The sequence below is a fragment of the Microbulbifer okhotskensis genome (genome assembly GCF_023895975.1).
GTDB classification, from domain to species: domain Bacteria; phylum Pseudomonadota; class Gammaproteobacteria; order Pseudomonadales; family Cellvibrionaceae; genus Microbulbifer; species Microbulbifer okhotskensis.
On sequence record NZ_JALBWM010000034.1, the window covers coordinates 25048 to 39905 of the forward strand.

Below are 14858 nucleotides of genomic sequence, written 5' to 3' on the forward strand. Positions count from 1 at the left end.
AATAAAATAAACCTTCCTTACTCCAATTTGTAATCTACGCTATCCATCATCCCCAACTTCGAGAAACAAAGGCCCTACTGATAAAAAGGCCCACTTTTCGAACCCGTCAAAAACCAATTAGCGACAACCCGTTTGGAGAATAAAAAAATGATAAAAAGAATATTAATTTCCCTGACTCTATTAGTCAGCTATCCCGTAGGTGCAGCTGATTTTGAAGATATATGGGACGCTGTCACCTCGTGCAACTGGTTCGAATTTATTGGCGATGTCGATGATACCGGCTCAAAAGACCTGGATGGTTACGAGTATGGTGACACCCACTTCGCCGATGCCAATTCGGGCAACTTTGACATGATCGTCTACAACATGGATGGCTTTTTAGAATGTATTGGCGGCAACAGCAAGTCGGACTTCAAGCAGATTATTCGCACTTTCGACAGCAACCCCAAAGATCTCTGGCTAATGCAAGAGGCGTGGAACAAAACGAAAGCCAACTACCTGGATGACAATGACAAGCTCGATAATGACACAGTCCCCTATCGCTCAAAGCACTGGAAAGGCACCGGCACTACTTTTGGTAACGGCTTGCTGACTTTCTCCAAGTTTCCCTTTGATCGTGATAACCGCGACGATAACGACTACTCATTTACCACGTATGAAGAAGAAACTTTTAACAAATGTGCTGGCAATGACTGTGACACCGAAAAAGGCTTCACTGTCGCGAAAGTTGAAGTCACTGAAAATTATCATGTTCATATCTATAACACTCATATGGATGCTGGACATCAAGATGAGGATCTTAACGCTAAAGCCAAACAGCTTGACCAAATTGCTGACATGATTGTTGCCCACTCAAGTAACGCCACTGTTATTTTGGCCGGCGACTTCAATATGGCATTTGATGAAAATGATGATGACTGGCGCGGGGTTAATTACCAGACGTGGAAGGCATTCTTTGCCAAAACCGGTGGTAAGCATGCCTGCCAGTACATGCTGTCAGGCAGTGATACCAGCCTGGAAGCCTGTGACAATGAACTTCAGAACGACACGGATCACGTCGTGGTAATCAATAATAACCCCAACTTTACACTGGAGGTTACCAACTACTACATTGGCGCTGCAGAGTATACCGGGCTGAGCGACCACGACCCAGTTTTTGTGGATTTTTCATGGGTTAAGCACTAACTCATCAATACAGCCTATCCCGCAGGGGATCGGGAGAGGCTTTACAGCCATTTTTTCCAATAAAAAATGCAAGCTGTCCAGCCATGGCTGGACAGCTTCAAAATATAAAATACGAAAAATTCCCGGGAAGATTGGGCCCAGGGTATTCCACCCACGCTAATACCAAACGACCCAGTGAAAAACTTAAGGGTAGAAAAACCGTCGCTATAACGGACAACGTATACATCCGACTGTTCAACTCGTCAGAGTTTCGACTCAGCAACACCCCCTGGGCGATTGCAGCCCGTTCACGCACCATATTCATATCATCAATATACCGCTGCAAGTGATCATTCACTTTCCCCAGCAAGGCGTGAATATGCTTATCAAACCAGGGAAAGCTTCCTGCTGCATACGCCCGAGTGCCTCTCGTTGCAAACCTGAATATCGACGCAGAACGATCATTCCCTTTCGCAATCTTACCAGTATTAACGACAATTCCCACCCGCCTTCTCCCAACAGCAAGTTTTCCAAATCCTCTATTTTTTCTTCAAACTCCTCGGCATGATCACTCATTCGTAACACTAATAAATCTGCCAGTGAAACAACGAGGGCCGCAGTGCTCCAGGGACCAAAACCATTGCGAAGGTGGGAACCAAATCATCCTCAGAGGGTTGGCTGCGCCTGCAAATACTAATAATGCGATTTTCCCCTACCCAAATCTCAGCCCCAGTCATAGCTTTATGGTGTAATTTTCTTTTATGCTTAATACCGTACCTAGGCAGCAGAATTCCCTGATCCATGCCTGCAGCGCAAGGGCGCGCTGTTTTGGATAGCAGGGCCTCTACTACCGCGGGCTCAAGCCCGCGGTCACTTTGAATCTATTCTGTGGTGTCGTTGTTGAAGTCACCAAAGTACAACCAAAGAATGCCCCGGTCGGGCTGCCAGGATTTCATTGCTTGCAAGTCCAACTTACGGCCAGAGCCTTTACGATCAAGTAAAATAACATAAACAAGACCAGCTTCCATAGAGGTCCATACCCGCTGGAAAATTTTAAGGCGGCCTTGTGCTGAAGTGCACCAACACTGTGGTGTACTACTCCCAATTCTGACTATCGAACAGATTCCCCCCCATTCTTCACCTTCGCATCCAAGCAGCGGGCATTGCACTATAGTCATCCAGTTTGGAGTACTGCCTATAAGTAAACTTAACCCCACAGGGACAGACAAAATACTGAAAACAGGTACTAGAGGGGCGGATTGACGATCATCTAACCAGAAATATTGCGGAGACTACAATTCAGTTTATCAAGATGAACATTGAGCCTGTGCACAAAGCAGATACCTGACGAGAAGGGCTTTCAGTGCGTAAAATTAAAAATTTGGTTGTTGGGAGTGGTCCTGCGGGAATCGCAGCAGTCAAAGGGCTTCTAGAAATTGGGCAAGCGGTTGAAGTCATTGACGTTTCATATGACCTTGAACACCATATTCAACAGCAGGTTAACACCTTGTCCCAAAAGAGTGTCGATGCATGGGAGCAGGAGGAAAAAGATAAGTTATTTCCGCCATCTATAGCATCTAGTCGGGGGGTCGAAAGAAGATATATTTTTGGGTCAGACTTTCCCTATAAAGTACCAGAACAGTTTCAAATCGAAACAGAAAACTGTCATACCGAATTCTCCCATGGCTTTGGAGGGCTCGGAAATGTATGGGGGGCGGCTATTATGCCCTATAGTGAAGGTCAACTACGGAAATGGCCTCTCTCCTTAAGTGAGCTGGCTCCATCATATGAGAATGTGCTTCGCTACATGCCAATAAGTGCGGAGAAAGATAATCTTCATACAAAATTCCCTTTATTTTCTGAAGATTTTGAAACATTGAAGAGAAATTCACCGACGGATTTCATACTCAGTAAACTCGCCAACATCGAAAAGAGTCTACGAAACTGTGGTATTGAATTTGGCCGAGCCCGGCTCGCTGTAGACGCAGGTAGCGGTGAACACGGATGTAAGTATTGCGGACATTGTTTAGACGGTTGTCCATACCAGTCTATTTTCAACCCAAAAACGCTATTTGAAAATTTACAAAAGGATGGCCTTTTAATACATCAAGGGTTACTCGTGCTGGAAGTTGACGAAGGAAAGAATGGCATTGAAGTGATTGCGGTCGATGTAAACAGCGGCGAGACACATAAATTGGTAGCGGAGAAAGTATTCTTAGCCGCCGGACAATTTGCAACGACCACCCTATTGACAAGATCTCTCAATCTGTTGAGCACGCCTATCAAGATCAAAAGTAGCCAGTGCTTCTTTTTTCCTTTTTGGTCCTACAAAGGACATCGCTCTGAAATTGAATTCACATTGGCAGAAGTTTTCCTGGAACTTGAAAACTCTGACATAAGCCCGGAACAGGTGCATCTTCAATTGTACGGTCGTAGCCAAATTATTGAAGATCAAATAATGTCTCTGCTACCTTCCTTCTTCCCTAAACATCTCGCTCTCGATCATCTGTATATCGTCCAGGGCTTTTTGCACTCTGAGGACTCTGATGCACTGGAGCTAACTTTAACCAACAAGCGTTCGAATAGCTCTGCGGTGGAAATAAAAGGTATTGAAAACACTAGGGCCCGTGAGGTTGCAGGAAAAACACAGTCATTGATAAGGCGCTGTTTGATAAAGCTCGGGATAGTCCCTCCCTTCCATATGAAATTGCTACTGCCGGGCAAAAGTTTTCATAGTGGCGGCAGCTTCCCAATGGGCGGGGAGCACGAGATATTGCGCTCGGATCTTTTCGGACGGCCAGCACACCATCAGAACATTCATATCGTGGACTCCGCCAATTTTCCCAATATTGCAGGCTCAACAATTGCCTACACCATTATGGCGAATGCGGACCGAATCGTTAGGTCTTTAGAATACTCATAGTCGATCAGCAATCACTTGCAGAGGGGGGGGGGCAGCTACAGTTGCAACCTTCAAGCCCCACAAGAATTATTCAGAAGCGCCTTAATCCTTGGCCACTTCGCTCAGGTGCGCCAATTCCTTAGCATTCTTTTCCCAATTTTTCCCATCGAATGGCTCTACTTCCAACCCTTGTGGAATAGTATCAAGGCAGCGTGCATTAAGGCTGTAGCCATCGGGATTTGAGCGCGGAATATAAAAAGGTTTTACCCCGCAATGGCGACAAAAGTAGTGTTTCGCTACACCGCTATTAAAAGTGTAACAACTGAGATCGCCCTCCCCCTGTTCCAGGCGAAAATTTATTGCCGGTACAATCAAGTGCAAGTAGCCGACTTTTTCACATATAGAGCAATTACAGGCATGGGCCACCAATGCCTCTCCCCATTTGCGTTGATGCTGCGCCTTGTAGCGAACCGCACCGCAATGGCAACCGCCATGCAGTTGCGTAACATTTTCACTCATTTGAATTCCTACCTTTTTCAAACAGGGGACGGGCAGCTAATAACGAAAACAGGGATATCGCTAAAAGTAAATGAAACCAGTTTGTACGCGCTAAACCCAGAACTCTTGGCGCTCCGGTGCCCACAAATAGCCCATCGATAGCAATCAGTACAGCACCAGCTCCCAGTAGCAATGGCTCTGGAGTTGAAAGCCGGTGCGGCGATAGTAACTCTAACATCGCTACCCACAGCCACAACAACAGCCCCAAAGCTGAGTACAGCTCGGTGACTTTTTGCGGAGACACTATGCCACTTTCCGATAATGCGATAGAGGAAGCCAGTACCAATACCAGTGCCACATAGGCGGGCCCCCGGGTATTGTGACCCACTCGAATTTCGAAACGTGCCCACATCAGGCCAATTCCGATCAACGGCAGCGCCGTAAAGCCAGAAAGGCGCAGCAGTGCTCGATGTAACTGTGTTGCTCCCGGATCGATACCATAGCGGTAAGCGCCGATAATTGCCGACACGGCAATACATAAAAGCCCCGTCACCACCAACAGAGCAGCGGACTGGAAGCGAGCGTTGGTAAGTCGCCAGTACTGATTGGCTATCAGTAACGCAGCGAGAGTGAGGAGGATGTCGATTAGCCAGAAATTATGCAAAGTTTCGCCCTTTTTTCCAGAATTCTAATAGAAATCCAGTGAGAAGCGACAAATTTGCCCCAGGCAGAAACAAAAAAACCGGCCTAAGGCCGGTTTTTTTGTTCGTCAGGCTTAAGCTTCGCCGGAAGCCTGCTTGGCCTCCTCAGCAGCGGCGTCGGCCTTAGCTTCTTTGATAGAAAGCTTGATACGCCCACGCTGATCTACGTCGAGTACCTTTACTTTTACCTTCTCGCCTTCACTCAAGTAATCAGTGACCGCATTGACACGCTCTTCGGCGATCTGGGAAATATGCACCAGACCGTCTTTACCTGGCAGGAAGTTGACGAAGGCACCGAAATCCACGATACGGACCACAGTCCCCTCGTAGATAGCGCCGATCTCAGCTTCCGCAGTAATTTCCTCAATGCGGGTTACCGCAGCTTCCAGGCTCTCACCGTCTTCGCCGAAGACTTTGATGCTGCCATCATCTTCGATATCGATGGAAGCGCCAGTTTCTTCGGTGATAGAGCGGATAGTCGCGCCACCCTTACCGATAACATCACGAATCTTATCTGGAGAGATCTTCAGAGTTGCGAAACGCGGTGCGTTCTCGTTGACACTGGAACGGGACTCACCGATCAGTTTGTTCATTTCCACGAGGATATGCAAACGCGCGTGCAGGGCCTGCTCCAACGCAGTTTCCATGATCTCTTCGGTGATACCTTCGATCTTGATATCCATCTGCAGGGCAGTGACACCAGAAGCGGTACCGGCAACCTTAAAGTCCATATCGCCCAGGTGATCTTCATCACCGAGGATATCGGTCAAGACTGCGTAGCCTTCGTCTTCCTTCACCAGGCCCATCGCAATGCCGGCAACCGGTGCTTTCAAAGGCACGCCCGCATCCATCAATGCCAAGCTGGAGCCACACACGGAGGCCATGGAGCTGGAACCATTGGATTCAGTGATTTCAGAAACCACACGCAGCGTGTAAGGGAAGCTTTCGGGGTCCGGCAGAACAGCCGCAATACCGCGACGGGCCAGGCGGCCGTGACCAATTTCACGACGACCGGTAGCACCTACACGACCCGCTTCACCTACGGAGTAGGGAGGGAAGTTGTAGTGCAGCATAAAGTAGTCTTTGCGCTCGCCTTCCAGTGCATCGATGATTTGCGCATCGCGGGTAGCACCCAGAGTAGCAACGACCAACGCCTGGGTTTCACCACGGGTGAACAGCGCAGAACCGTGACCTTTCGGCAAGACACCAACTTCAACATTAATCGGGCGTACAGTTTTGGTGTCGCGTCCGTCAATACGCGGCTCGCCACGCACTACGGCACCGCGAACAGTTTTCTTTTCCAGCTTGCCGAAGTAGCTCTTCACATCGCCAGCTTCAACTTCTTCAGAAGCCAGGGCTTCGACCGCTTCGCTACGCAGCTCATTTAGGCGGGTCGTGCGTTGCTGCTTGTCAGTGATTGCATATGCTTCGGCAACCTTGCCAGCAAACTGGTCTTCAAGCGCAGCTTTTAACTCGGTCTTTTCAGCTTCTGGCTGCCAATCCCAAGTGGGCTTCCCGGCTTCCGCTTTCAGCTCTGCACAAACTTTAACTACCGCCTGCATTTCCTGGTGGGCAAATAGTACTGCGCCCAGCATGATATCTTCCGGCAGCTCTTTCGCTTCGGATTCAACCATCAGCACAGCATCTTTGGTACCCGCGACTACCATGTCCAGCTCTGAGCCTTTCAGCACGCTGTAATTCGGGTTAAGCAGATAGCCGTCTTTCTGGGTGTAGCCCACGCGAGCGGCGCCGATCGGGCCACCAAATGGGATGCCGGATACTGACAGTGCCGCAGAGGTGCCGATCATACCGGCGATATCCGGGTCCACGTCCTTCTCTGCAGAAAGTACCGTGATCATCACCTGCACTTCATTCATGAAGCCTTTGGGGAACAGTGGGCGGATCGGGCGATCGATCAAACGGGAAGTCAGAGTTTCTTTTTCAGACGGGCGCCCCTCACGTTTGAAGAAGCCACCGGGAATTTTGCCAGCCGCATAGGCTTTTTCTTGATAGTGCACAGACAACGGAAAGAAGCCCTGATCAGGCTTGGCTTCCTTGGCACCGACAACGGTACACAGAACAACTGTTTCACCCATGGTAACCAGCGCCGCGCCGGTAGCTTGGCGCGCAATGCGGCCGGTCTCGATGGTGACCTGGTGTTGTCCGTACTGGAAAGTTTTACTTACTGGATTCATTCGTTTTTTCCTATTTCCTTACGGCTACTGGCCCATTCCAGTAACCCCTACAATCAATTTTTGCCCGCGGGGGAATTCCAAACTCCCCTCACAGGGCGACACGAGGATGTGCCACCACCGGCCAGGGTGACCGGTGCTAGCATCGCACAATCGATACGGGTAAATCTTCCTGTCGATTCTTGCAATGCTACTTTCGAGAAATGACACGAATGTCACTTTCCGATAAGTATTAAAAAGAATGCCCGCCAGAGGCGGGCATTCCAGGGTCTTAGCGACGCAGGCCGAGCTTGGCGATCAGCTGTACGTAACGACTCAGATCCTTGCGCTTAAGGTAGTCCAGCAACTTACGACGCTGGTTTACCATGCGGATCAAGCCACGGCGAGAGTGGTGATCCTGCTTGTGCGCAGAGAAGTGACCCTGCAGTTTGTTGATGTTGGCAGTCAGCAGGGCTACCTGGACTTCCGGAGAACCGGTATCGCCTTCAGATTGGCCGTGCTCAGACAGGATGGCTGCTTTTTCTACTGCAGTCAGTGCCATAACGAATTACCTCGTCGTAATATGCTTTTAAAGATTTGGCTGGCCCGTGCATATTTACAGACCAGCTAATCGCTATATAGCGGGCAAACCCGCTGCAACACTTTCGCTTCCAGCACCGCGCCGACTTTCGCCACCTTGGTACAATCCACTTAAGTTTCACTTACCAGACGCCGCGGTGCTACGCACCCTTCGTCTGTAATTTCTCCAACGCCCAGAAAATCACCATTTTCCAGGAAGAGGCGCACCATATCACCTTCTGAGCCTATACGGTAGACCTGCAAATCCATAACCGACTGCCCCTGACGCACATAGTAACCGGAGTCATCGGGCAGGGTCAGTTTCGGCAAAGAAGTTGCCGGAGAGTCCACCGGAAGCAGGTGGTGATCCAGCTGTTCAGGCGCATTTTCGCCACGCTCTTCAGTCAACGCCTCAAGCGTTATCGCATCCGTCTCATCATAAGGGCCAGCGGCGCTGCGATGCAGTTGCTCAACATAGGCACCCACTCCCAAAGCCTGTCCCAAGTCTTCGGCAATGCTGCGAATATAGGTCCCCTTGGAACAATGCACTTCCACTTCAGCGCGAGGCTGGCTACCGGGAGTAAAGCCCAGTAGCTCAAACTCAAAAATCTCAATTTCACGCGCTTCGCGCTCCACCTCAATACCCTGGCGCGCCAATTTATAAAGAGGCTGACCCTTATGCTTGAGAGCGGAGTACATGGAAGGCACCTGCTTGATACGCCCTCGGAAAGCCTCCATAGCCTTGAGTACGGCCTGCTCTGTTAAACCGGAGGCGTCTTTAGTCTCCAGAACATCGCCATCCGCATCCCCACTCGCGGTGGTCATACCGAAACAGAAGGTACTGCGATAGCGCTTGTCAGCATCGAGTAGGAACTGGGAAAATTTGGTGGCCTCTCCGAAGCAGATCGGCAGTACGCCGGTTGCCAGAGGATCAAGCGCACCGGTATGACCCGCGCGATTGGCAAAAAAGAGGCGTTTGGCTTTTTGCAGGGCATCGTTGGCGGTGATCCCAGCGGGCTTGTTCAATAACAGCACGCCGTGAACCGGCCGGCCCCATTTAGGTCTGCGGCCCATGTATTAATCTTCGCTAGAGTCGCTATCGTCGTCGTTGTGCTTACGATCAGAATTTACCGCTTTTTCGATCAGCGCGGAAAGTTCCTGTCCGCGTACGGAGGTTTCATCGTAGCGGAAATGCAAGCGTGGAATGCTGCGCATCTGGATAGAGCGCGCCAGCTGAGTGCGCAGGAAGCCTGCGGCCTTATTCAGCACAGTCATGGAAGCATTGATTTTTTCGCGGTCGTCCTCACCGACCAGGGTGACAAACACCTTGGCAGTGGCCAGATCACGACTGACCTCCACGTCATTGACATTAATCATGCCCACACGAGGGTCGCGCACTTCCTTCTGAATCAGCTGTGCCAGTTCGCGACGCATCGCATCGGCGACACGGTCTGCACGGTGGAATTCTCTTGCCATTTTTTACCTATAGAGAATGGCGGTCTAACGACAAGCAAACCCGCTCGGCTTGCACCGAGCGGGTTTGCTCATCATCCGGCCCGTAAAATATTAGAGTTCGCGGGCAACCTTAACGATATCGTAGACCTCAATCTGATCGCCATCTTTGACGTCATTGTAGTCTTTAACCCCGATACCACACTCCATGCCATTGCGCACTTCCTGGACATCGTCCTTGAAGCGGCGCAGTGATTCCAGCTCACCCTGGTAGATCACCACGTTATCGCGCAGTACACGGATTGGCTTATTACGGTATACGGTACCTTCGGTAACCATACAGCCGGCAATAGCGCCAAACTTGGGCGAACGGAACACATCACGTACCTGAGCGATACCTACGATATCTTCACGTATTTCCGGCTCCAGCATGCCAGACAGCGCCTGCTTCACTTCGTCGAGCAGGTTGTAGATCACACTGTAGTAGCGAATCTCAACGGCTTCCGTCTCAGCAACCTTGCGCGCGGCAACATCGGCACGGGTATTAAAGCCGAGCACGATAGCGCCGGAGGTCAGGGCCAGGTTGATATCATTTTCAGCGATACCACCCACACCACTGGATACGACGTTCACAGAGACTTCTTCGTTACCAATATCTGCCAGCGCACCCAGAATTGCTTCGAGGGAACCGCGTACGTCAGCCTTGATGACGACAGGCAGAACTTTGCGCTCACCGGCTTCCATGTCAGCAAACATGTTTTCCAGTTTGGCAGCTTGCTGTCGCTGCATACGCTCGCGACGCTCTTTGTCGGCGCGCTGTTCAGCAACTTCGCGGGCCTTGCGCTCGTCCGCTACCACCATGAACTCATCACCAGCATTAGGCGTGGTATCCAGACCCAGAAGTTCAACCGGGGTTGAGGGACCAGCTTCTTTAACCTGCTTGCCAAGTTCATTCGTCATAGCGCGGACACGGCCGTAGCTCTGCCCAGCCAGCACGATATCACCGCGCTTCAGCTCGCCGTTTTGTACCAACAGGGTGGCAACCACACCGCGACCTTTTTCCAAGCGGGATTCAATCACCACGCCAGTCGCCGGTACTTTGACCTTAGCCTTCAGTTCCAACATCTCTGCCTGCAGGGAAACCGCTTCCAGCAGATCATCAATACCTTCACCGGTATGCGCAGACACGCTGATGAACTGAGTATCGCCGCCCCAGTCTTCCGGGATAACGTCTTTCGCAGCCAGTTCGTTCTTTACACGGTCAGGATCGGCAGCTTCTTTGTCGCACTTGTTGATCGCGACAACCAAAGGTACACCTGCAGCGCGGGCGTGGTTGACTGCCTCTTCCGTCTGCGGCATCACGCCATCATCTGCGGCAACTACCAGGATGACGACGTCAGTGGCCTGGGCACCACGGGCACGCATGGCGGTAAAAGCAGCGTGCCCCGGTGTATCCAGGAACGCAATCTCGCCCTGGCTGGTTTTCACGCGATAGGCGCCAATGTGCTGGGTAATACCACCGGCTTCACCAGAAGCCACTTTGGCCTTACGGATGTAGTCCAGCAAGGAAGTCTTACCGTGGTCTACATGGCCCATTACAGTAACCACCGGCGCACGGGAAACCTCAGTGCCCTCTTTGGTCTGGGTTTCAGCTACCAGAGCTTCTTCCAGTTCACTTTCAGAGCGGTATACCACACTGTGGCCCATCTCCTCAGCAATCAGCTGAGCAGTCGCACGATCCAGGCTTTGATTGATCGTGGCCATCTCGCCCATTTTCATCAGGCGCTTGATCAGATCTCCAGCTTTCACATTCATCTGCTTGGCCAATTCGCCTACAGTGATGTTCTCGGCCAGCTGTACTTCGTACACCTGCTTCGCCGTTGGCCGCTTAAATCCGTGTGTCGGTTTAATTCTGAGATTTGGGCGAGACAGAGAGCGCGTACTGCGCTTGCTTGCTTCGTCCTCTTCAAATACTTCCAGCGCCTGTTCATACAGTGCAGTTTTACTGGATTTTTTCGGGCCAGACTTGGAGCGGCGACCGCGACGTTTGCGAGGCTCATCTTCAGTGCGGCCTGGCTCAGCAGGAGCCGTAGCGGCCTCCAACTTGCGACGCAGAGCCGGCTTGACCTCATCGGTCTTCTCAGCGGCCTTCGCTGGCGCTGGCGCTGTCTTCGGCTTCGCCTTAGCTGCCTGCGCAGCTTGCACGGCTTTCTCTTTCTTTTCCTGGGCTGCGCGTCGGTCGGCTTCTATCTTCGCCTTCTTTTCTTCAAGTTCGCGCTTCTCCTGCTCCGCTTGCTGTTTGCGACGCTCCATCGCAGCAATACGCATTGCTTCGATATCGTCCACATAGCTTGAACGGATGGGTGCGGCGGGTTCCGCCTTCTTCACTACCTTTTCCGCGATCTTATCCTCTACTTGAGCCGCCTTCTGGTCGGCTCCTACTTCAGTTTGTGCTTTCACTTTTGCTTCTGCCTCAGCTTTTGCTTTGGCCTCAGCTTGCGCTTTGGCCTCTGCCTCGGCTTCCGCCTTCAATCTAGCTTCTTCCTCAGCAGCTAAGCGTGCAGCTTCCGCTTCGGCTTCAGCGCGTTCAGCCTCTGCTTGCTCCGCACGCAGTATTTCCTGATCTGCCTGCAAAACATCGACAGCAGCATCTTGCTCCGAGTTAATTGCGTCCTCAGCGCCAGCCTCTGCGTCGATCTCAGCTTGCGGGCGCTTGATATAAGTGCGTTTCTTGCGCACTTCCACGTTCACAGTCTTGCGGCCGGTGCCAGAGCCAGTTTTCAACGTGGTTGTGGTCTTGCGCTTCAAGGTGATCTTGCGCGGGCTTGCACCCTGCTCCCCGTGACTGTTTTTCAGGAAGTTGAGCAGGACCTGCTTTTCCTCATCTGACACCGCCGCATCCGCAGAGGTGTGAGGCAAACCCGCTTCTTTCATCTGCTTAAGCAGACGGTCTTCGGTGGCACCAACCGATTTGGCGAGTTCGCTAACTGTTACTTCGGCCATTCTCTCTCCTAAAAGTCACTTGGTCGGAGGGGGTTACTTATACGTATACGTACGTTTTATGTCGTTGCGCTTAAACTTGTTCGCCGCTGTCACCAGCAAACCAGGGTTCACGCGCCTTCATAATCAGAGCTGCAGCACGCTCTTGGTCGAGACCTTCAATATCCAACAGGTCATCCACCGCCTGCTCCGCCAGGTCTTCCATAGTGGCAATGCCACGACTAGCCAGCTGGAAAGCCAGCTGGCGCTCCATACCGTCCATATTCAGTAGATCTTCCTGAGGCTCGGATGCATCCAGCTTCTCTTCAGAGGCCAGCGCCTGGGTCAGCAATGAGTCCTTAGCGCGAGCACGCAGCTCTTCGGCAATATTCTCATCGAAGCCCTCAATCGTGAGCATTTCTTCGATCGGTACATAAGCCACTTCTTCGAGGGAAGCAAAGCCCTCTTCCACCAGCACACCCGCTACGTCTTCATCAATATCCAGGCGATCCATAAACACCTGCATAGTGGAGCTGGATTCAGCTTCCTGCTTATTCTGCCATTCGTCAGCACTCATGACATTAATCTGCCATTGAGTCAGCTCAGAGGCGAGACGTACATTCTGGCCACTACGGCCAATCGCCATCGCCAGGTTTTCATCGGCTACTGCCACATCCATCGAACCAGTGTCTTCGTCGACAACGATGGATTCAATTTCTGCCGGAGCCATAGCGTTGATCACAAACTGTGCCGGATTATCATCCCACAACACAATATCTACACGCTCACCAGACAACTCATTGGTAACTGCCTGCACACGTGCACCACGCATACCGACACAGGCGCCCACCGGGTCGATTCGACCATCGTTGGTGTTTACTGCGATCTTGGCACGCAGCCCTGGATCGCGGGCAGCGCCCTTAATTTCGATAACCTGCTCGGAGATTTCCGGCACTTCGATGCGAAACAGCTCGATGATCATCTCCGGGCAGGAGCGGCTCAGCATCAACTGCGGACCGCGGGCCTCGGGCTGGATTTCCAGCAGAATTGCACGCACACGGTCGCCAAGACGGAAAATTTCACGGCCGACCAGCTGATCGCGGGGTAGACGTGCCTCGGCATTATTGCCCAGATCTACGGCGATAAAATCGCGGGTCACTTTCTTTACCGTGCCACTAACCATCTCGCCTACGCGATCGCGGTACTCGTCGACGACCTTAGCGCGCTCAGCTTCACGCACTTTCTGCACGATAACCTGCTTGGCAGTCTGCGCGGCGATGCGGCCGAAACCCACGTTTTCCACCTGCTCGCGATAGACATCGCCAGCTTTTAATTCGGTATCTTTTTCGTGAGCTTCTTCAAGGGTGAACTGGGTACCCAACTCGGCCAGAGTTTCATCATCGACCACTTCCCAACTGCGGAAAGTCTCGTAGTCACCGGTACGACGATCAATGATGACCTCAACAGTTGAGTCTTCGTCGTAGCGTTTCTTCGTGGCCGTTGCCAATGCCGCTTCGATGGCCTGGAAAATAATCTCCTGGTCAACGCCCTTCTCGTTGGATACCGCTTCGGCTACCAGCAAGATCTCTTTGTTCATGCAACTGTGCCTCAAAATCGCCTGAGCTCAGGCTCCTACAGATTATTTGGTAAATTGGGGAATGATATTTGCTTTTTCGATGCTGTCGACAGGTAAAAGGTATTCATTTTCACTATCTACACGTAAAACCACTTCATCGCCCTCTACACCGGTCAATTGTCCGCGCCATTTACGCTGGCCATCGAGTGGCATACGCAGGCGAACTTCAATCTGGGAGCCCACAAAGCGCTCGTAATGGTGCAGTTTATAAAGAGGGCGGTCGAGCCCAGGGGAAGAGACCTCAAGTGTGTACCTGCCGCTGATAGGATCTTCCACATCCAGCACAGCACTGGCTTGACGGCTTACTTTTTCGCAGTCTTCTACCGCGACGCCGTTTTCAGAGTCAATGTAGATACGCAGCAGCGCGTTGCGACCGTGGGTTTGATAATCGATTCCCCACAGCTCACACCCCAGTGATGCCACCACCGGCGCCAGAAGTTCTTCCAGCAGTTCGCGTTTGCTCGCCATTCTCGTCACCACATACAAAAAATGGGCCTATGGCCCACTTCGAAAATTACCTGCAACTTTTTGCAGATACGAAAAAGCCCCTGACGGGGCTTTGACCGCACATTCATGCAGTCAGTGTGCACGAATGCAAAATTTGGTAGCGGGGGCAGGATTTGAACCTACGACCTTCGGGTTATGAGCCCGACGAGCTACCAGGCTGCTCCACCCCGCAACAACGAAAATACTTTCAAACAAGCAACCTGCGTCAAGGCAGATTGGTAGCGGGGGCAGGATTTGAACCTACGACCTTCGGGTTATGAGCCCGACGA

At 51.5% G+C, this 14858-nt stretch carries 14 protein-coding genes and 1 tRNA gene; 2 read left to right on the forward strand and 13 right to left on the reverse strand.

The features are described 5' to 3' along the window. Positions 1–147: 147 nt before the first annotated feature. Positions 148–1185 (forward strand): endonuclease/exonuclease/phosphatase family protein, encoded by a 1038-nt coding sequence (locus MO867_RS09975; RefSeq protein ID WP_252466258.1) that lies wholly within the window; start codon positions 148–150, stop codon positions 1183–1185. Positions 1186–1282: 97 nt separating this feature from the next. Here the strand turns inward: MO867_RS09975 and MO867_RS23960 are convergent, their stop codons facing one another. From MO867_RS23960 to MO867_RS09985, 3 genes are all read right to left on the reverse strand, one after another. Further along, positions 1283–1522: a CorA family divalent cation transporter gene (locus MO867_RS23960; protein ID WP_373565879.1), complete on the reverse strand. Its 240-nt coding sequence runs from the start codon at positions 1520–1522 to the stop codon at positions 1283–1285. Further along, entirely contained in the window at positions 1519–1740 is a 222-nt protein-coding gene (locus MO867_RS09980; RefSeq protein ID WP_252466260.1) for a magnesium transporter CorA family protein, read from the reverse strand. The genes MO867_RS23960 and MO867_RS09980 overlap by 4 nt, the downstream gene beginning before the upstream one ends. 305 nt (positions 1741–2045) lie before the next feature. Further along, on the reverse strand, positions 2046–2192 hold the full coding sequence (locus MO867_RS09985) for a hypothetical protein (RefSeq protein ID WP_252466262.1): 147 nt from the start codon (positions 2190–2192) through the stop codon (positions 2046–2048). Positions 2193–2527: 335 nt separating this feature from the next. Between MO867_RS09985 and MO867_RS09990 the strand changes: the two genes are divergently transcribed. Further along, a complete protein-coding gene (locus MO867_RS09990; RefSeq protein ID WP_252466264.1) occupies positions 2528–4087 on the forward strand; it encodes a Rossmann-fold NAD(P)-binding domain-containing protein in 1560 nt (519 codons plus the stop codon). A gap of 81 nt (positions 4088–4168) precedes the next feature. Here the strand turns inward: MO867_RS09990 and MO867_RS09995 are convergent, their stop codons facing one another. The 10 genes from MO867_RS09995 to MO867_RS10040 form a co-directional block, all read right to left on the reverse strand. Further along, complete coding sequence (locus MO867_RS09995; RefSeq protein WP_252466266.1) at positions 4169–4585, reverse strand: GFA family protein; 417 nt, start codon at positions 4583–4585, stop codon at positions 4169–4171. Then, complete coding sequence (locus MO867_RS10000; RefSeq protein ID WP_252466268.1) at positions 4578–5228, reverse strand: hypothetical protein; 651 nt, start codon at positions 5226–5228, stop codon at positions 4578–4580. The genes MO867_RS09995 and MO867_RS10000 overlap by 8 nt, the downstream gene beginning before the upstream one ends. Before the next feature lie 111 nt (positions 5229–5339). Further along, positions 5340–7460 carry a polyribonucleotide nucleotidyltransferase gene (gene pnp, locus MO867_RS10005; protein ID WP_252466270.1) on the reverse strand — a complete coding sequence of 707 codons (2121 nt, stop codon included), beginning with the start codon at positions 7458–7460 and terminating at the stop codon, positions 5340–5342. Between the two features lie 268 nt (positions 7461–7728). Further along, positions 7729–7998 (reverse strand): 30S ribosomal protein S15, encoded by a 270-nt coding sequence (rpsO, locus tag MO867_RS10010; RefSeq protein ID WP_252466272.1) that lies wholly within the window; start codon positions 7996–7998, stop codon positions 7729–7731. Positions 7999–8147: 149 nt separating this feature from the next. Next, positions 8148–9089: a tRNA pseudouridine(55) synthase TruB gene (truB, locus tag MO867_RS10015; RefSeq protein ID WP_252466273.1), complete on the reverse strand. Its 942-nt coding sequence runs from the start codon at positions 9087–9089 to the stop codon at positions 8148–8150. A gap of 3 nt (positions 9090–9092) precedes the next feature. Beyond that, positions 9093–9491 (reverse strand): 30S ribosome-binding factor RbfA, encoded by a 399-nt coding sequence (gene rbfA, locus MO867_RS10020; RefSeq protein WP_252466274.1) that lies wholly within the window; start codon positions 9489–9491, stop codon positions 9093–9095. Between the two features lie 90 nt (positions 9492–9581). Continuing rightward, positions 9582–12470: a translation initiation factor IF-2 gene (infB, locus tag MO867_RS10025; protein WP_252466275.1), complete on the reverse strand. Its 2889-nt coding sequence runs from the start codon at positions 12468–12470 to the stop codon at positions 9582–9584. Positions 12471–12540: 70 nt separating this feature from the next. Further along, positions 12541–14043 (reverse strand): transcription termination factor NusA, encoded by a 1503-nt coding sequence (gene nusA, locus MO867_RS10030; RefSeq protein ID WP_252466276.1) that lies wholly within the window; start codon positions 14041–14043, stop codon positions 12541–12543. A gap of 42 nt (positions 14044–14085) precedes the next feature. After that, entirely contained in the window at positions 14086–14550 is a 465-nt protein-coding gene (gene rimP, locus MO867_RS10035; protein WP_252466277.1) for a ribosome maturation factor RimP, read from the reverse strand. Between the two features lie 134 nt (positions 14551–14684). Continuing rightward, a tRNA-Met gene (locus tag MO867_RS10040) sits at positions 14685–14761 on the reverse strand. Positions 14762–14858 lie beyond the last annotated feature (97 nt).

Coding starts and splice junctions, on each gene's coding strand:
- infB (WP_252466275.1), bottom strand. CDS start 12,470: ATGGCCGAAGTAACAGTTAGCGAACTCGCCAAATCGGTTGGTGCCACC.
- MO867_RS09985 (WP_252466262.1), bottom strand. CDS start 2,192: ATGGAAGCTGGTCTTGTTTATGTTATTTTACTTGATCGTAAAGGCTCT.
- nusA (WP_252466276.1), bottom strand. CDS start 14,043: ATGAACAAAGAGATCTTGCTGGTAGCCGAAGCGGTATCCAACGAGAAG.
- rbfA (WP_252466274.1), bottom strand. CDS start 9,491: ATGGCAAGAGAATTCCACCGTGCAGACCGTGTCGCCGATGCGATGCGT.
- MO867_RS09980 (WP_252466260.1), bottom strand. CDS start 1,740: ATGAGTGATCATGCCGAGGAGTTTGAAGAAAAAATAGAGGATTTGGAA.
- pnp (WP_252466270.1), bottom strand. CDS start 7,460: ATGAATCCAGTAAGTAAAACTTTCCAGTACGGACAACACCAGGTCACC.
- MO867_RS09995 (WP_252466266.1), bottom strand. CDS start 4,585: ATGAGTGAAAATGTTACGCAACTGCATGGCGGTTGCCATTGCGGTGCG.
- rimP (WP_252466277.1), bottom strand. CDS start 14,550: ATGGCGAGCAAACGCGAACTGCTGGAAGAACTTCTGGCGCCGGTGGTG.
- rpsO (WP_252466272.1), bottom strand. CDS start 7,998: ATGGCACTGACTGCAGTAGAAAAAGCAGCCATCCTGTCTGAGCACGGC.
- truB (WP_252466273.1), bottom strand. CDS start 9,089: ATGGGCCGCAGACCTAAATGGGGCCGGCCGGTTCACGGCGTGCTGTTA.
- MO867_RS09975 (WP_252466258.1), top strand. CDS start 148: ATGATAAAAAGAATATTAATTTCCCTGACTCTATTAGTCAGCTATCCC.